This is a genomic window from Microbacterium sp. M1A1_1b, assembly GCF_053345565.1.
Genome location: NZ_JBKFAJ010000005.1, coordinates 98,909 through 116,593, shown reverse-complemented (window position 1 = coordinate 116,593; position 17,685 = coordinate 98,909). Strand labels below are relative to the sequence as shown.

The following is a 17,685-nucleotide window of genomic DNA, read 5'->3' as shown; positions in this document are numbered from 1 at the left end:
CCTCCGCGGTGGACGCGGAGGGCTCGTGTCGTCCGGCCTCGTCGTCGTCCTGGGCCTCGCGCTCCTGGTGGACGCCGCGGTCCGGGGCAGCTGGGACGTCGTCCTGCAGGCGCTGGGACCGATCGCGGTGGTCGTGTGGGGTGTCTGGGTGCTCATGGTCCGTCCGACGGTCGTCGTGACGCCGGATCAGTTGACCGTGACGAACCCCCTGCGCGTCGTCGAGCTGCCCTGGGGGAGCGTCGCGGACGTGCGGATGCGCTACCAGATCGTCATCGAGACCACGGAACCGCGGCGGCTGACGTGCTGGGGCGGTCCCACCCTGCCGCGCCCCAAGCCCGCCCGCCGGGGCGAGCGACCGGTCATGCCGACCTCGGGTGAGCTCACCGTGGTCCTGGACGCCTGGGCCGTCGCCCGTGACCGTGGCGTCGACGGCGAGGCCGCCGTCGTGCGGCGCTGGGACGGGCCCGCGCTCGTCGCCGGCGCGGTGGCCCTGGCGCTGCTGGTGGTCTCGCTGCTGGTCTGAACGGTTCGTCCCGGACCACACGACAGACGGGAGGCCCCCCACCGGACCGGCGGGGGGCCTCCTGTCTGTCGTCTGGTCGCGTTCCGGCTACCGGACCGCTGCCACGGCGCGTTGCGTCAGCAGGTCGTTCTGGTCGGTCTGGATGCACGCGACCCCGCGACCGTGGACGTCCTGCAGCGCCGGGTCCACCGTGCGGCACTGCTCCTTGCGGGTGTCGTCGAGCAGCTGGTACAGCGGGCACCGGGTGCGGAACCGGCAGCCGTCCACGCGCTCGGTGGGCGAGGGGAGGTCTCCGTCGAGCAGGATCCGGCCCCGCGCTGCCTCGGCCGACGGGTCCGGCACCGGCACGGCGGACAGCAGCGCCCGGGTGTACGGGTGCTGCGGGTCCTCGAACACCGCGTCGCCGCTGCCGTACTCGACGATCCGGCCGAGGTACATCACGGCGACGTCGTCGGCGATGTGCCGGACGACGGACAGGTCGTGTGCGACGAACAGGTACGACAGCCCCAGCCGGTGCTTCAGGTCCTCGAGCAGGTTGATCACGCCGGCCTGCACCGAGACGTCGAGGGCCGAGACCGGTTCGTCGAGCACCAGGATCTTCGGCTCGACGATCAGGGCCCGGGCGATGCCGATGCGCTGCCGCTGGCCGCCGGAGAACTCGTGCGGGTACCGGTCGATGTAGCTCGGCTCCAGTCCCACGAGTGCCAGCGACTCCTGCACGCGGCGGCGGATCTCGTCCTTCGCCACGCCCTGCACGGTGAGCGGTTCGCCGATCACGGACCCGATGTCCAGGCGTGGGTCGAGCGATGCCATCGGGTCCTGGAAGACCACCTGGATGTCGCTGCGGAGCGCCAGCCGGTCGCGCTTGCTGAGCGACGCCGTGTCGACGCCGTTCACCGCGATGGTGCCCTGCTGGGCGCCGGCGAGTTCGAGGATCTCCATGATGGTGGTCGTCTTGCCGCAGCCGGACTCGCCGACCAGGCCGAGGACCCGGCCGCGCTTGAGCTCGAGCGAGATCCCGTCCACCGCGTGCACCTCGCCGATCCGGCGTCGGAACACCGAGCCCTTGGTCAGGGGGAACGTCTTCACGACCCCCTCGAGTCGCAGGACGACGTCGTCGCCGTGATCGGTCGCGGCTTCCTCGATCTCCTCCGGTCGGGGGAAGATCTCGGACCGTTCGAGGGTGCCGGCCGCGATCTCGTCGCGGCGGATGCACGCGGCGGTGTGGTCGACGAGCGTGGCAGGAGCGGAGACCATCGCGCCCGTCGCGACGTCGGCGGTGCTGCCGGCGCCCGCGTTCGTGATGGTCGGTGCCTGGAGCGCCGGCTCACCGTCGCGGCAGGCGTCGATCGCCGCTGGGCACCGGTCGGCGAACGGGCAGCCGGTCGGCCGCTGGGTGAGCAGCGGTGGCCGACCCTCGAGCGGGACCAGGCGCTCGGTCCGCGGCGCCGTCATGTTCGGCATCGACCGGAGCAGACCGATCGTGTACGGCATGACGGGTTCGCGGAACAGGGTCTGCACCGGGGCGTTCTCGACGATGCGTCCCGCGTACATGACGGCGACACGGTCGACGTTGCCGGCGACCACGCCCAGGTCGTGGGTGATGAGCACCACGGCTGCGCCGGTCATCTCCTTCGCCGTCTGCAGGACGTCCAGGATCTGCGCCTGGATCGTCACGTCGAGTGCCGTCGTCGGTTCGTCGGCGATGATGAGCTTCGGGTCGTTCGCGATGGCGATCGCGATCATCGCGCGCTGCCGCATGCCGCCGGAGAACTCGTGGGGGAAGGCGTCGAGGCGCCGGGCGGGGTTCGGGATGCCGACGACCCGCAGGAGTTCCTCGGCGCGGGTCCGGGCGGCGTGCGTGCTGAGCGAACGGTCGTGCAGCCGGAGCCCCTCGACGATCTGCTGCCCGATCGTGTACACGGGCGTCAGGGCCGACAACGGGTCCTGGAAGACCATCGCGATGTCCCGGCCACGCAGGCGGGACATCTCACGGTCGTTCATGCCCACGAGTTCCTGGCCGGCGTACGTGATGCTGCCACTGACCTTGGCGGACGACGGGAGCAGTCCCATCACCGCCATCGAGGACACCGACTTGCCGGACCCGGACTCACCGACGATCCCGAGGAACTCGCCCTCGTGGACCTGGTAGTCGACGCCACGGACGGCGTACACGGGCCGGGAGTTCGCGTTGAACGTGACCGAGAGGTCCGAGACGGAGAGCAGGGGGTCAGTCACGGTTGGCTCCGGAGGTCGGGTCGATGGCGTCGCGCAGGGCGTCGCCGAGCAGGCTCGTGGACAGAACGGTGGCGACGAGGGTCGCGGCGGGCAGCACGAACAACCACGGGCGGGTGACCGCGGACTGGCTGCCCGCGGCGAGCAGGGTGCCGAGGGACACGTCCGGCACCTGGATGCCGAAGCCGAAGAAGCTCAGCGTGCTCTCCGCCAGGATCATCGCCCCGACGCCGAGCGTGGCGTCGATGATGAGCAGCGACGCGACGTTCGGCAGGATGTGGCGGCGGATGATCGTGCGCGACGGGACGCCCATGAAGCGCGCGGCCTTGACGTAGTCGCGCTCACGCAGGGACATCGTCTGCCCGCGGATCACGCGCGCCATGATCATCCAGTTGAAGATGGCCAGACCGATGATCAGGGCCACCCACGTCAGGTTCTTGAACACCGGGCTGAGCAGCACCAGGGCGTAGAACGACGGGATCACGAGCAGCAGGTCGATCGCCCAGACGATCGCGCGGTCGGCGAAGCCGCCGAAGTACCCGGCGATCGCGCCGATGATCCCGGCGATGAGCGTCGACCCGGGGCCCGCGATCAGGCCGATCAGCAGGGACTTCTGCAGGCCCACGAGCGTCTGCGCGTAGATGTCCTGGCCGATGTCGTTGGTGCCGAACCAGTGCGATGCGCTCGGGCCCATGCCGAAGGCCAACCCGTCGGAGTCGACGGAGTTCCAGTGGTAGAGCAGCGGGCCGACGAAGGCCCACAGGATGATGAGCAGCAGCGCGGTCGCACCGATGCGCGCGCGCCAGGTGCCGAGGACCTTCTTCCAGAAGGGGGTGCGGCGACTGGTGGCGTCGACGACGTGGGCGGGGACGCCGGCGTTGCCGTCGCCCGGGTCGCCGGCCGTCGTCGTGGTCGTGGGGTTCAGTACGGACACGGGTCACACCCTCACTCGCGGGTCGAGCGCCGCGTACAGGAGATCGGCCAGCGTCCCGGCGATGAGCACCAGGATCGCCGTGAACAGGATCGTCCCGGCCGCTGCGTTGACGTCGTTGTTGGTGATGCTCGTCACGAAGTACTCACCCATGCCGTGCCAGCTGAACACGAGCTCGGTGACGCTGGCGCCGGTCAGGATCAGCCCGAACGAGTACGCGAAGAACGTCGACATCGGGATGAGCGCGACCCGGACGCCGTGCCGCATGATCGCTGAGCCGCGCGTGCGGCCCTTGGACCGGGCGGTGCGGATGAAGTCGTTCGACAGGACGTCGAGCATCGCGGAGCGCTGGTAGCGCGAGTAGCTGGCGACGGCACCGATGGTCAGCGAGATCGTCGGCAGCAGCAGGTGCACCAGCCGGTCACCGAGGTTCGCGAAGAACCCACCGCCGTAGCCCGGCGTGTACTCACCCGTGAACCGGATGACCTGCGTCCCGACGGCGCCGTTGAGCCCCGTCGCCAGGATCATCAGCACGACCGCGATGACGAACACCGGCGTCGCGAGCACCGCGAAGGACAGGTACGTGGACACCTGGTCCGACGTCTTGTACTGCCGCACGGCGTTCCAGACGCCGAGCAGCACGCCGAGCACGGCCCCGAGCAGCGCACCGATCACCAGCAACCGCAGGCTCGTGCCCGAGCGGGAGATGATGTCCGCCGTCACCGCGGTGCTGCGGGTGCTGATGCCGAGCGACCCGTGCGTGACGAGGTCCACCCACCAGTTCCAGGTGCGCACCAGCACGGGGACGTTGGGGTCCACGCCGAGCTTGGCGAGTGCCGCGTCGATCGTGCCCTGCGGGACCGGTGGGTTCTTGCCGTAGAACCGGGCAGCGGGGTTGAGCGTCGTGCTGGCGAGGATGTATCCGAGCGTCGTCGCGACGATCGTCAGGATCACGTAGTTGACGATCCGTTTCGCGATGAATGCGAGCATTGGCGGTTCCCAGGGGTCGATTGACCGTCCGGCCGGACGGCGTTGTCGGTGGGGACAGCGTAGTCGCCTGACGGCGCCACGCTGGTCGACGGGCGCAACGCTAGACAACCACTGTTACGGGCTTGTTTCGATTCGGTACGGCTGGCCCCCGCAGCGGTCGGCATGTGGCTAGGGTCGACTCCCAACAGCCACGGCGGCGGGGGTCGCCGTGTTCGGCGCGATGTGCGCGACACAACGAAAGGGAATCCTCGCCATGCGAATGAGGATGAAGGCAACGGCCGTTCTGGCCCTCGCGGCGGCGTCGGCCGTCGTGCTCGCCGGGTGCTCCGGCGGCGGTGGAACGGCGGGCAACGACAGCTCGTCGGTCGCCTCGTCGTCGCTGAAGTCGACCGGGTGGACCACCGCGGACCGCAGCTCGATCAAGGACGGCGGGACCATCACCCTGCCGATCGACTCGGCCCCGGCGAACTGGCAGCTCTCGAACCTGGACTCGGGGACGGTGGACGACAACACGATCGCCGGCACGTACCTCCCCGGTTTCATCCAGTTCAAGGAGAACGGCGAGTGGGAGCCGAACAAGGACTACGTCGACTCGATCAAGCTGACCAAGGACTCGCCGCAGACGGTCGAGATCAAGATCAACCCCAAGGCGGTCTGGTCTGACGGCACCCCGATCACCGAGAAGGACGTCGAGGCCAACTGGAAGGCGCTCAACGGCACCAACCCGGCGTTCGCACCGCTCGCCACGAACGTCTGGGAAGACGTGGACTCGGTCAAGCAGGGCTCGAGCGCGCAGGACGTCATCGTGACCTTCTCGAAGGTGAACGCCGACTGGCCGTCCGTCTTCACGGCGATCTACCCCTACTGGGCCGTGGACACCCCCGACCACTTCAACAAGGCATGGGCGAAGGCGCCGTACGCCGCCGACGGCAAGACCTACGTCTCGGCCGGCCCGTACATCCTGAAGTCCTACGACACCACCGGCGGTGTCGTGACCTTCGAGAAGAACCCGAAGTGGTGGGGTGACGCACCCAAGCTCGACACGATCATCTTCAAGACGGTCTCGCGCGACGGTGTCTCCCAGGCCTACGCCAACAAGGAGCTCGACGCCTTCAACCTGAACGGCAGCGCGGACAACTACAAGACCGCGAACTCGCGTTCGGACTCGAAGATCGAGCGCTCGCTCGGCACCACGCAGCGCCAGATCACGCTCAACGGCACCGCTGACGTGTTCAAGGACGCCACGGTGCGCCAGGCGTTCGCCCAGTCGATCAACCGTGCGGTCCTCGCCCAGGCGATCCTGTCCCCGGTCAAGAGCCCCGGCGGCGTCCTGAACAGCCTGGTGTACCTGCCCGGCCAGAAGGGCTACACCGACCACGTCTCGAGCGTGTACGGCTACAGCGCGGCCAAGGCGAAGGCCAAGGTCGAGTCGGCCGGCTGGAAGATCGGCTCGGACGGCTACGCGACCAAGGGCGGCAAGACGCTCGCGGTCCGGTTCGTGATCCCGTCGGACAACCCCAACTCGGCCAACGTCGCGCAGCTCGTGCAGCAGCAGACGAAGGCCGCCGGGTTCAAGGTGACCATCGACACCGTCCCGACCGACGACTTCTTCACGAAGTACATCACCACCGACGGCCGTGACTTCGACGCCACGTACTTCGCCTGGCAGGGCACGCCGTTCCCGGTGTCCTCGCTCAAGTCGATCTACTACCCCGCCGACGCCGGCCAGAACTACACCGGTGTGACGGACTCGTCGCTCGGCGCCGCGTGGGACAAGGCGAACGCCGAGCTCGACGCGACCAAGCGGATCGCCGACGCCAACGCGATCGACAAGAAGATCGTCAAGGTCGCCGGCACCATCCCGCTGTTCGCCGAGCCGTACGCCTGGGGTGTGCGCAAGGACCTGGTGAACTACGGTCCCGCGCAGTTCCAGCAGTCCTCGGTCAAGTGGCAGGACGTGGGCTACAAGAAGTAACCACGCGCACCGAACCAGGAGCGGGGCACGTCACCACGGGTGACGTGCCCCGCTCCGCGTGGAACGGAGCACCGGAGTCGGCGCGGCGGCGTCGACTCCGGGGGCGGCGCGGGGGCGTCGACGCCTGGTCAGAGGCGGGCAGCGGCGAGCGACGCCGCGACCCCGAGCACGATCATCGCCAGGATCGACCACCCGTGCACCCGGTGCACGATCGGCAGCGCGGTGACCGTCGCCGGGGGTGGGCCGTCCTGGGCCACCGCAACGGGGACCCGGGCGAGCACCTCGGCGGCCGCGCGCTCGACGGTGGCCGGCACCGAGCCCGATGGCCGCTCGAGCCGCAGCCGCGCCGTCGGTCGTGGTGCGATCCAGGTACGCCGGTCGGGTTCGTTCGACTGGACCTCGAGCCCGTACTTCGTCCGGACGCCCGTGACCCGGGGCCAGGCGTACGTCGACGTGCGTCGCACGTCGACGACCACCAGGGCCTCGGGGGTGAGCTCGATGCGGGGCCGCCACAGCACTGCCCAGGCGACGAACGCGACGAACAGGCTGGGGACGGGGACCAGCCAGGCCGGGGTGTCGCCGCGGACGACGAACCCGACGACCAGCAGGAAGACCGCCGCTGCCCACAGCACCGTCGCGAGCACCCGCATGCCGGGGGCGACGATCCGGACGGTGTCGGGGGCCGGGCGCTCGTTCATCCTGCAATCGTAGGAGGAGCAGACGAGTGCCTCCCCGGGGACGCCGGCTGAGCGGACGTGAAACGCCTTGCGCGTACCAGCTGGCGACCCGATTCCCCGGGGAGACAAGTCCGTGGAGGACTGTTCGTACGCACGATGGTCCCCGCCCCCAGTCCGGGTGTCAATACCCCGGGTCGAGATTCTCACCGCTGCGACACGCCGACGATGCGTGTTCCGACGGCGTCCACGAGTGCCGGCGTCTACGAGAACAGCTGGGGGAACGCGTGTGCCACCCACGGGTAGCCCACGAACACCGCGGCGTCGAGCAGGCAGTGCGTGACGATCAGCGGCATCAGGCGGCCCCACCGCGTGTAGATCCAGCCGAACACGATGCCCATGACGGCGTTCCCGACGAACGCGCCGAACCCCTGGTACAGGTGGTAGCTGCCACGCAGCACCGCGGTGGACAGGATGACCTGCCACCGCCCCCAGCCGATCTCGCCCAGACGCCGGTACAGGTAGCCGATGACGATGACCTCTTCCTGCAGTCCGGACCGGATCGCGCTCAGCAACAGGACGGGCACGGTCCACCAGTACGAGCCGAGCGCCGCCGGGTCCACGTCGACGGTGAACCCGAGCGCACGTCCAGTGAAGTACAGCGCCAGTCCGGGGATCCCGATGCCGAGCGCGATGAGCACGGGCAGGCCCAGGTCGGTCTTCACGCGGAACCGGTCGATGCCGAGCGCGGACAGGTGCGGGCGGCTCGTGCGCCACAGCAAGGAGCAGACCAGCGCGACCGGGGCCAGGTCGACCGCGATGCCGACGAGCTGCCGCGCCAGGTCGACGTACTGCACGGTGGTGGTCGAGGAGTTGAGCGCCGTGGACTGCTGCCCCAGGGGAGTCGTCTGCGACAGGTCGTCGATGATCTGCAGCACCGAGTACAGCGCGCTGCCGCCGAGCGAGAGCATCAGCACGATCGTGATCTCGATCCACGTTCGCCGACGGCTCATCTGCAGTACTCCTGTCGGTTGCGGAACTTCCGGTAGACTGGCGTGTCGGGCGTTCTGCCCACGGGTGCGGTGCCGGTCGACCACAGGGTCGATCACCAGCTGGCCCGACACTCTCCCAGCAATTGAAGGATGTCCTGTATGGCGCTCGCCACCCGGTCCGACCTGCGCAACGTCGCCATCGTGGCACACGTCGACCACGGCAAGACCACCCTCGTCGACGCGATGCTCACGCAGACCAACTCGTTCGACGCCCACTTCGAGGGCGAAGACCGCATGATGGACTCGAACGACCTCGAGCGCGAGAAGGGCATCACGATCCTCGCGAAGAACACGTCGGTGCTCTACAACGGCAAGCACGCGGCCGAGTTCGGCGCGGGCGGCCCCATCACGATCAACGTCATCGACACCCCGGGTCACGCCGACTTCGGTGGTGAGGTCGAGCGCGGCCTGTCCATGGTCGACGGTGTCGTGCTGCTCGTCGACGCGTCCGAGGGCCCGCTGCCCCAGACGCGCTTCGTGCTGCGCAAGGCGCTCGCCGCCAAGCTCCCGGTGATCCTGCTCGTCAACAAGACGGACCGCCCCGACTCCCGCATCGACGACGTCGTGTCCGAGTCGCAGGACCTGCTGCTCGGTCTGGCCTCGGACCTGTCGGACGAGGTCGACGACCTCGACCTCGACGCGATCCTCGACGTCCCCGTCGTGTACGCCTCCGGGCGCAACGGCGCTGCGTCGCGCAACAAGCCGGCCGACGGCACGCTGCCCGACAACGACGACCTCGAGCCGCTGTTCCAGGCGATCCTGCAGCACGTCCCGGCTCCGAAGTACGACGACGAGCACCCGCTGCAGGCGCACGTCACGAACCTCGACGCGTCGCCGTTCCTCGGCCGCCTGGCGCTGCTGCGCATCTTCCACGGCACCATGAAGAAGGGCCAGACGGTCGCGTGGGTCAAGCACGACGGCACCGTCGTCAACGCCCGCATCACCGAGCTCCTGATCACCAAGGCGCTCGACCGCTACCCGGCCGAGTCAGCGGGCCCCGGTGACATCGTCGCCGTCGCCGGGTTCGACACGATCACCATCGGTGAGACCCTGACCGACCCGGAAGACGTCCGGCCGCTGCCGACCATCACGGTCGACGACCCCGCGATCTCGATGACGATCGGCACGAACACCAGCCCGCTCGTCGGCAAGGTCAAGGGCCACAAGCTCACCGCCCGCATGGTCAAGGACCGACTCGACCGCGAACTGGTCGGCAACGTCTCGCTCAAGGTCGTCGACATCGGCCGCCCCGACGCGTGGGAAGTCCAGGGTCGTGGCGAGCTCGCACTCGCCATCCTGGTCGAGCAGATGCGTCGTGAGGGCTTCGAGCTCACCGTGGGCAAGCCCCAGGTGGTCACCCGTCGCGACGAGAACGGCAAGCTCCAGGAGCCGTTCGAGCACATGACCATCGACGTGCCCGAAGAGTACCTCGGCGCCGTCACGCAGCTCATGGCCGCCCGCAAGGGCCGCATGGAGAACATGACCAACCACGGCACCGGCTGGGTGCGCATGGAGTTCATCGTCCCGGCCCGCGGCCTGATCGGGTTCCGGACCGCGTTCCTGACCGAGACCCGCGGCACCGGCATCGCCAACGGCATCTCGCACGGCTACGGCGACTGGGCCGGCCCGATCCAGACCCGCATCAACGGGTCGATCGTCTCCGACCGCTCGGGTGTCGTGACGCCGTTCGCGATCACGAACCTGCAGGAGCGCATGACGTTCTTCACCGCCCCCACCGAAGAGGTCTACGAGGGCATGGTCGTCGGCGAGAACTCGCGTGCCGACGACATGGACGTCAACATCACGAAGGAGAAGAAGCTGACCAACATGCGTCAGTCGACCTCGGACACCTTCGAGTCGATGACGCCGCCCCGTCAGCTCTCGCTGGAAGAGTGCCTGGAGTTCGCCCGCGAGGACGAGTGCGTCGAGGTCACCCCGGGTGCCATCCGCATCCGCAAGGTCGAGCTCGAAGCAGGCGCCCGCCAGCGCTCGTACGCGCGCCTGAAGCGCCAGGACGCGTAGCAGTCGCGAGTTCGCCCACAGGAGGTCGAGGGATACGGTGGATGCCGTGACCCTCGACCTCCTCTCGCTGTACCAGGACCTGCACGCCCACCCGGAGCTCGGCTTCCAGGAGCACCGGACGGCGGGGATCATCGCCGACCGGCTCGCCGAGCTCGGGATCGACAGCACGACCGGCATCGGTGGCACCGGCGTGGTCGGGGTCCTGACCAACGGCGACGGCCCGGTCGTGTGGCTCCGCGCCGACATGGACGGCCTGCCGGTCGAGGAACAGACGGGCCTGTCCTACGCCAGCACGCACCACGGCACCGACGACACCGGTGCCGAGGTCCCGACGATGCACGCCTGCGGCCACGACATCCACGTGACGTGGCTGCTCGGCGCGCTCGAGCGCCTGGTCGCAACGAAGACCGACTGGCACGGCACGGTCGTCGCCGTGTTCCAGCCCGCCGAAGAGGTCATCTCCGGCGCCCGCGCCATGATCGAGGACGGGCTGGTCGACCGCTTCCCGAAGCCCGACGTCGTCCTCGGGCAGCACTCGGCGCCCGCCCCCGTCGGCATGGTCGCCGTCGGGTCGGGCCCCGTGATGGCGTCGAGCGACCGCCTGACCGTCACGTTCAACGGTCGCGGCGCCCACGGTTCCGCGCCGCAGGCCTCGCTCGACCCGGTCGTCACCGCGGCCTCGGCCGTCGTGCGGCTGCAGACCGTCGTCGCGCGCGAGGTCGCTCCGAGCGACGCGGGCGTCGTGACCGTGGGCAGCTTCCACGCCGGCACCCGGGCCAACATCATCCCGGACAAGGCCGTCATCGAGATCTCGACCCGTGCCCGCAACGAGGACACCCGCAACCGGATCATCGCCTCGATCGAGCGCATCGTGCACGCCGAGAGCACCGCCGGTGGTCTCGACGCCCCGACGATCGAGCGCGCACCCGGTGCGGACGTCCTGGTCAACGACCCGGCGAACGCGTCGAAGGTGCTCGACGCGATCCGTCCCGTCGTGGCGAAGGCCGTCGACATGGAGTCCGGGCTCGCCATGGCATCCGAGGACGTCGGCCAGCTGGCCACCGCGGCCGGCGCGCCCATCGTCTACTGGTTCACGGGCATCACCGACCCCGAGTTGTTCCGGCGCGGTGCGGACATCCCGAGCAACCACTCGCCGTTCTACGCGCCGCAGGCCGACACGGCGATCCCGGTCGGCGTCGACGCGCTCGTCGCGGCGGTGGGCGCGTACCTGCGCTGACGCGCGCGGTGCGCACCACCGGACCGGCCTGGAGGCCCTGGTCGCCCCCGGCAGTGACGTGACACTCCCAGGGAACTCAGGCCGGGCCTCCCGGCTGGTCGGTTACGGTCGGCGCATGCGTTCCTCCCTCCGCACCCCGCTCGTTGCCGCCGTCGCTGCCGGCATCGCCCTGGCCGGCCTGACCGGTTGCTCCAGTGAGTCGGTCAAGCAGGCCACCGATCTCGGGTCGTCCGTCGCGTCGAGCGTCAGCGACGGCGTCAAGAACATCGACGGCAGCGCCATCGAGCAGGGCATGTCGAACATCGCGGGCGGCATCGACGGTGCGCTCGACACCGCGCTCAAGGGCGCCGACGTGACCAGCGACGGCAAGGTGCCGGACGGGTTCCCGACCGCGGCGGTCCCGCTGGTGGACGGCACGGTCCTGGGCGGCGGGACCGGCCCGAACGGCTCCGGGTGGGTCGTGCAGGTGCAGGCGTCGTCCGTCGACGACTTCGCCACGGCGGCGCAGCAGCTCACCGACGCCGGTTTCACCGAGTCGGCCAAGCGCGCGGACGCGTCCAGCGCGTTCGGGATCTTCCGGAGCGACGACCACCGCGTGGTGCTGACGTTCTCGAAGGGCGACGGCGGCGCCACGGCGACGTACATCGTGACCCCGCGCTAGGCGAAGTACCCTGGGCGTGATGTCCAAGGCCTCTGCGACGCGCCCCGAGCGCGTGCTCCTCGTCCACGCCCACCCCGACGACGAGACCCTGTCGTCCGGCGGGACGATCGCGACCCTGCTCGAGCTCGGCGCCCACGTCACGGTGCTGACAGCCACCCGCGGCGAGCGTGGTGAGATGCTCACGGCGTCGCTCGCGCCCCTGGCCGGCAACGCCCCCCGCGTGGCCGCGCACCGCGAGACCGAGATCCGCGCGGCGCTCGCGGCGCTCGGCGGTCCCGAGCACCTGTGGCTCGGGGGACCGGGCGCCCGTCCGACCGACCTGCCCGAACGGCGCTACACCGACTCCGGCATGCAGTGGGGCCCGGACGGTCGTGCGGTGGCCGCGGACGACGCACCAGCCGACTCGCTGACGGCTGCCGACATGGGCGAGGTCGTCGACGACGTCCGGGCCGCGATCCGGTCCACCATGGCCGACGCCGTCATCAGCTACGCCGACGACGGCGGGTACGGGCACCCCGACCACGTGCGGGTGCACCACGCTGCGCGCTACGCCGCCCGTGCCGAGGACGTGCCGTTCTCGATGATCGTCGACCCCGAGGGCGGCGACGTCGACCTGACCGTCGACGTCCTGCCCGTGCGGGCGAAGGTCCGTGCGGCGATCGAGCAGTACCGCTCGCAGGTCACCGTCGACCCGGTCGACCCCGCCGACCCGACCGCGCTGTCCTGGGTGATGCCGCACGGCGTCCGGCAGCACGCGCCCGCGGTCGAGGCCTTCCGCCACGACGCGCCCGCAGCGCCGCCCGCGCCGGAGACCTTCGCCGACATGACGCCGGCGGGCAAGGTGACCTCGGTCGTCGTCGCCGGGGTGCTCGGGGTGCTCGCCGGTGGCCTGGGCACGGTCACCCACCAGCAGACGCTCGGCGCGTTCCCGATCGGCATCGTGCTGACGACGCTCATCGTCATCGGCCTGACGGTCGGCGTGCGACTGCTCTACCGGTCCCGCGCGATGGTCGCCGCCATCGGGATCGGGGTCATCGTCGCGACCCAGGTGCTGGTGTCCGTGGGCGGCCAGAGCTCGCCGCTCGTCCTGGCGAACGCCGCCGGGTACATCTGGACCTTCGGACCGGCCGTGGTCGCGATGCTGGCGCTGGCCTGGCCGGACCTGTCCGGACTGCGGTCGGCGCGTGACGGTGCCCCCGGCTCGGTGGACGGCTCAGCGACAGGTGTCGCCGCGCGGTCAGGGTCCGCGGCGCCGCACGAGTAGACTTGCAAGCGCTCAGTTCGAAGGGAGCACCCCGACCGTGACCTACGTGATCGCCCAGCCCTGTGTCGACGTCAAGGACCGTGCGTGCATCGACGAATGCCCCGTCGACTGCATCTACGAAGGCGACCGGTCGCTGTACATCCACCCGGACGAGTGCGTCGACTGTGGCGCCTGTGAACCGGTCTGCCCGGTCGAGGCCATCTACTACGAGGACGACCTGCCGGACCAGTGGGCCGACTACTACAAGGCCAACGTCGAGTTCTTCGAGGAAGTCGGGTCCCCGGGCGGTGCCGCCAAGGTCGGCGTCATCCACAAGGACCACCCCGTCGTCCTGGCCGAGCCGCCGCGCGCCTGAGCCGGACCTGCTCGTGGCGCTCGACCTCCCCGACTTCCCCTGGGACCAGCTCGTCCCGTTCAAGCAGCGCGCTGCGGCGTACGAGGGCGGCATCGTCGACCTGAGCGTCGGTTCGCCCGTCGACCCCACGCCCGAACTCGTGCGCACCGCGCTGGCCCAGGCCACCGACGCGCACGCCTACCCACAGGTCGCCGGAACACCCGCGCTGCGGCAGGCCATCGCCGACTGGTACGGCCGCCGGCACGGGGTCAGCCTGACCGAAGCGCAGACCCTGCCCACGATCGGCTCCAAGGAGTTCATCGCGGGGTTGGCGCTCTGGCTCGGCATCGGCCGCGGCGACACGGTCGTGTTCCCGGCTGCGGCGTACCCCACGTACGAACTCGGGGCAGCGCTCGTCGGTGCCACGGCCCTGGCGTCGGACGACCCCGCCGCGTGGCCGGTCGGCACGAAGCTCGTGTGGCTGAACTCCCCGGGCAACCCCGACGGCCGCGTGCTGTCGATCGACGAGCTCCGGGCCGCCGTCACCCGTGCGCGCGAACTCGGTGCCGTCATCGTCGGCGACGAGTGCTACGCCGAGCTCGGGTGGGAGCCGCCGTACGACACCCGGCCCACGCCCACGATCCTCGACCCGCGCGTGGTGGGGGACTCCGTCGACGGGGTGCTCAGCGTGTACTCGTTGTCGAAGCAGTCGAACCTGGCCGGCTACCGCGCCGCGTTCGCTGCCGGCGACGCCGCCGTGCTCGCCGAGGTCCTGGCCGTCCGCAAGCACACCGGCATGATGCCGCCGCTCCCCGTGCAGCAGGCGATGGTCGTCGCGCTGGCCGACACCGCCCACGTGCAGCAGCAGAAGGCGAAGTACCGTGCCCGTCGCGGCATGCTCCGTCGGGCGCTCGAGGGTGCCGGCTTCCGCATCGACCACAGCGACGCCGGCCTGTACCTCTGGGCCACCCGGGGCGAACCCGCGCTCGACACCGTCGCCTGGCTGGCCGACCTGGGCATCCTCGTGGCGCCCGGCACCTTCTACGGCGCGGCCGGCGGGCAGCACGTGCGGGTCGCGCTCACGGCCACGGACGAGCGGATCGCGGCCGCGGCACAGCGACTGACGAGCGGTCGGCGGCTGGCGTCGGCCTGAGGACCCGGTCCGGCTGTGCATCCGCCAGTCACGAGTCCCACCACGTTCCAAGGCTCCCGATGTGCACGATCGACAGACAGCACGATTAGGCTGTGGGCGTGACTGACACTGCCAACGACGCTCAGAAGACGGCCACACCGCCAACGACGCCCGTCCCCGTGAGTCCCGCCGCCGAACAGGCGACCGAGACCGCGACGCTGACGTTCCCGGGCGGCCAGGCGGAGTTCCCGATCCTGCCGAGCGTCGACGGCGCGTCGACGGTGGACATCTCGACCTTCAAGAAGCAGACGGGGATGAACACCCTCGACTACGGCTTCGTCAACACGGGGTCCACCAAGAGCGCCATCACCTACATCGACGGCGACCAGGGCATCCTGCGCTACCGCGGGTACCCGATCGACCAGATCGCCTCGAACTGCACCTTCCTCGAAGTGGCGTGGCTGCTGATCTACGGCGAGCTGCCGACCCCGTCCGAGCTCGAGTCCTTCGATGCCCGCATCCGCCGCCACACCCTGCTGCACGAGGACCTGCGCCGGCTGTTCGACGCGCTGCCCCACTCGGCGCACCCGATGTCCGTGCTGTCCAGCGCCGTCAGCGCCCTGTCCACGTACTACGAGGACGACATGGACGTCGACGACCCCGAGAAGGTCGAGCTGCAGACCGTGCGGCTGCTCGCCAAGCTGCCGGTGATCGCCGCCTACGCGCACAAGAAGGCCATCGGTCAGGCGTTCCTGTACCCGGACAACTCGCTGTCGTTCGTCGACAACTTCCTGCGGCTGAACTTCGGCACCATGGCCGAGACCTACCAGCCGAACCCCGTGCTGTCCCGCGCGCTCGAGCGCCTGCTGATCCTGCACGAGGACCACGAGCAGAACGCCTCGACCGCCACGGTGCGCCTGGTCGGCTCGACCAAGGCGAACATGTTCGCGTCGATCTCCGCGGGCATCAACGCCTTGTACGGCCCGCTGCACGGCGGCGCGAACGAAGCCGTCCTCGAGATGCTCCAGCAGATCAAGGACTCCGGCGAGCCCGTGCAGCGCTTCGTCGAGCGGGTGAAGAACAAGGAGCGCGGCGTCAAGCTCATGGGCTTCGGGCACCGCGTCTACAAGAACTACGACCCGCGCGCCAAGCTCGTCAAGGAATCCGCCGACGAGGTCCTCGAGTCCCTCGGCGTGCAGGACGACCTGCTCGACATCGCGAAGGAACTCGAGCAGATCGCGCTGAGCGACCAGTACTTCATCGACCGCAAGCTGTACCCGAACGTCGACTTCTACACGGGCATCATCTACAAGGCGATGGGCTTCCCGCCGCGCATGTTCACCGTGCTGTTCGCGATCGGTCGGCTGCCGGGGTGGATCGCGCAGTGGCGTGAGCTCAACAACGACCCGCTCAACAAGATCGGTCGCCCGCAGCAGCTGTACGTCGGGGCTCCGGAGCGGGACCTCCCCGCGCGCTGACACACCGCACCCCACCACACACATCGCGCCCCGTCCCCACGGGGCGCGATGTGCGTCCTGGGGTGCGATCCGGTGGGAGGGCCGTGTACGCACGCACAGGAGGCCCGGTGCCGGTCTCGTGGACCGGCACCGGGCCTCCTGGCAGGCGGCTACGCGTGCAGGGCGGTGTTCAGCTGGATGCCGCCGCCGGTGCGCTGCAGGGCCTCGACCGCGCCGGTCAGGCTGTTGCGCCGGAACAGCACGTTCGGGGTGCCCGACAGCTCGACGGCCTTGACGGTCCTCGGGGTGCCGTCCGGGTTCGGAGCCGCACCGACGAGTACGACCTTGGTGCCGGCGGTCACGTACAGCCCGGCCTCGATCACCGAGTCGTCACCGAGCGAGATGCCCAGGCCCGCGTTCGCCCCGAGCAGCGCACGTTCGCCCAGCGAGACCCGGTGCGTGCCCCCGCCGGAGAGCGTGCCCATGATCGACGCACCGCCCCCGACGTCCGTGCCGACGCCGACGACCACGCCCTGCGAGACGCGGCCCTCGATCATCGCGTCACCGAGCGTGCCCGCGTTGAAGTTGACGAAGCCCTCGTGCATGACGGTGGTGCCGGGCGCCAGGTGCGCCCCGAGCCGGACCCGGTTGGCGTCGCCGATGCGGACGCGGTCCGGCACCACGTAGTCGAGCAGCCGCGGGAACTTGTCGATGGCGTGCACGGCGATCCCGGCGCGCTGCAGCGACGGCCGCAGGCGGGGCAGGTCGGCGGGCAGGACCGGGCCGGCGTTCGTCCACGCGACGATCGGCAGGTGCCCGAACACCCCGTCCAGGTTGACGGTGTTCGGCTGCACGTGCAGGTGGCTGAGCAGGTGCAGACGCAGGTAGGCGTCCGGGGTGCTCGCGGGGGCCGCGTCGAGGTCGATCTCGACGGTCACGGCCTCGACGCGCACGTTCCGGCGCTCGTCCGGGCCGATGTGCTCCTGCAGCGCGAGCGGGAACTCGGCGTCGGCGGGCAGCGCACCGAGGTGGGTCTCGGGGAACCAGGTGTCGAGCTCGGTGCCGTCGGCGGCGACGGTCGCCAGGCCGTGGCCCCAGGCGGAGGTCGGGCGGGTGGAGGCAGCGGTCGTGTCGGTCACCCGACCAGGGTACCGAGGGGGTGGCGGCAACCACCCGTCCCGCTGGACGGGTTCCGGTG

The 17,685-nt window shown here is 70.1% G+C and carries 15 protein-coding genes; 9 read left to right on the top strand and 6 right to left on the bottom strand.

Features of this window, described 5'->3' with window-relative positions; translation table 11 throughout:
• Nucleotides 1-25: 25 nt before the first annotated feature.
• Nucleotides 26-523, top strand: a complete 498-nt coding sequence (locus ACLBWP_RS12900; RefSeq protein ID WP_447655465.1) for a PH domain-containing protein — start codon at nt 26-28, stop codon at nt 521-523.
• Nucleotides 524-610: 87 nt separating this feature from the next.
• Here ACLBWP_RS12900 and ACLBWP_RS12895 read toward each other — a convergent pair whose 3' ends face one another.
• Genes ACLBWP_RS12895 through ACLBWP_RS12885 form a run of 3 tightly spaced genes read right to left on the bottom strand, consistent with a single transcriptional unit; the run spans nt 611 to nt 4,679 of the window.
• Nucleotides 611-2,761: an ABC transporter ATP-binding protein gene (locus tag ACLBWP_RS12895; protein ID WP_447655464.1), complete on the bottom strand. Its 2,151-nt coding sequence runs from the start codon at nt 2,759-2,761 to the stop codon at nt 611-613.
• On the bottom strand, nt 2,754-3,692 hold the full coding sequence (locus tag ACLBWP_RS12890) for an ABC transporter permease (protein ID WP_243561336.1): 939 nt from the start codon (nt 3,690-3,692) through the stop codon (nt 2,754-2,756). Before ACLBWP_RS12890 ends, ACLBWP_RS12895 begins: the two co-directional genes overlap by 8 nt.
• Nucleotides 3,693-3,695: 3 nt before the next feature.
• Nucleotides 3,696-4,679: an ABC transporter permease gene (locus ACLBWP_RS12885; RefSeq protein WP_447655463.1), complete on the bottom strand. Its 984-nt coding sequence runs from the start codon at nt 4,677-4,679 to the stop codon at nt 3,696-3,698.
• Between the two features lie 259 nt (nt 4,680-4,938).
• On the opposite strand from ACLBWP_RS12885, the gene ACLBWP_RS12880 reads away from it, so the two are divergent.
• Nucleotides 4,939-6,654: an ABC transporter family substrate-binding protein gene (locus tag ACLBWP_RS12880; protein WP_447655462.1), complete on the top strand. Its 1,716-nt coding sequence runs from the start codon at nt 4,939-4,941 to the stop codon at nt 6,652-6,654.
• A gap of 128 nt (nt 6,655-6,782) precedes the next feature.
• On the opposite strand, the gene ACLBWP_RS12875 is transcribed toward ACLBWP_RS12880, so the two are convergent.
• Entirely contained in the window at nt 6,783-7,352 is a 570-nt protein-coding gene (locus ACLBWP_RS12875; protein WP_447655461.1) for a PH domain-containing protein, read from the bottom strand.
• A 239-nt stretch (nt 7,353-7,591) separates the two neighbouring features.
• Nucleotides 7,592-8,341: a CPBP family intramembrane glutamic endopeptidase gene (locus tag ACLBWP_RS12870; RefSeq protein WP_447655460.1), complete on the bottom strand. Its 750-nt coding sequence runs from the start codon at nt 8,339-8,341 to the stop codon at nt 7,592-7,594.
• A gap of 138 nt (nt 8,342-8,479) precedes the next feature.
• Here ACLBWP_RS12870 and typA point away from each other — a divergent pair, with 138 nt between their 5' ends.
• The 7 genes from typA to ACLBWP_RS12835 all read left to right on the top strand — a co-directional run bounded on the left by typA (nt 8,480) and on the right by ACLBWP_RS12835 (nt 16,508).
• A complete protein-coding gene (gene typA / locus ACLBWP_RS12865) occupies nt 8,480-10,402 on the top strand; it encodes a translational GTPase TypA (protein WP_243561331.1) in 1,923 nt (640 codons plus the stop codon).
• 46 nt (nt 10,403-10,448) lie between these two features.
• Nucleotides 10,449-11,639, top strand: a complete 1,191-nt coding sequence (locus ACLBWP_RS12860) for an amidohydrolase (protein ID WP_447655459.1) — start codon at nt 10,449-10,451, stop codon at nt 11,637-11,639.
• Nucleotides 11,640-11,754: 115 nt separating this feature from the next.
• Nucleotides 11,755-12,300 (top strand): hypothetical protein, encoded by a 546-nt coding sequence (locus tag ACLBWP_RS12855; RefSeq protein ID WP_243561329.1) that lies wholly within the window; start codon nt 11,755-11,757, stop codon nt 12,298-12,300.
• Between the two features lie 19 nt (nt 12,301-12,319).
• Nucleotides 12,320-13,564: a PIG-L family deacetylase gene (locus tag ACLBWP_RS12850; RefSeq protein ID WP_447655458.1), complete on the top strand. Its 1,245-nt coding sequence runs from the start codon at nt 12,320-12,322 to the stop codon at nt 13,562-13,564.
• 37 nt (nt 13,565-13,601) lie between these two features.
• Nucleotides 13,602-13,919 (top strand): ferredoxin, encoded by a 318-nt coding sequence (gene fdxA / locus ACLBWP_RS12845; protein ID WP_243561327.1) that lies wholly within the window; start codon nt 13,602-13,604, stop codon nt 13,917-13,919.
• A gap of 13 nt (nt 13,920-13,932) precedes the next feature.
• Nucleotides 13,933-15,051, top strand: coding sequence for a succinyldiaminopimelate transaminase (gene dapC, locus ACLBWP_RS12840; RefSeq protein ID WP_447655457.1), 1,119 nt, complete (start codon nt 13,933-13,935; stop codon nt 15,049-15,051).
• A gap of 158 nt (nt 15,052-15,209) precedes the next feature.
• Nucleotides 15,210-16,508, top strand: a complete 1,299-nt coding sequence (locus ACLBWP_RS12835) for a citrate synthase (RefSeq protein ID WP_243561448.1) — start codon at nt 15,210-15,212, stop codon at nt 16,506-16,508.
• A gap of 149 nt (nt 16,509-16,657) precedes the next feature.
• Here the strand turns inward: ACLBWP_RS12835 and dapD are convergent, their stop codons facing one another.
• A complete protein-coding gene (dapD, locus tag ACLBWP_RS12830; protein WP_447655456.1) occupies nt 16,658-17,626 on the bottom strand; it encodes a 2,3,4,5-tetrahydropyridine-2,6-dicarboxylate N-succinyltransferase in 969 nt (322 codons plus the stop codon).
• Between the last annotated feature and the right edge of the window lie 59 nt (nt 17,627-17,685).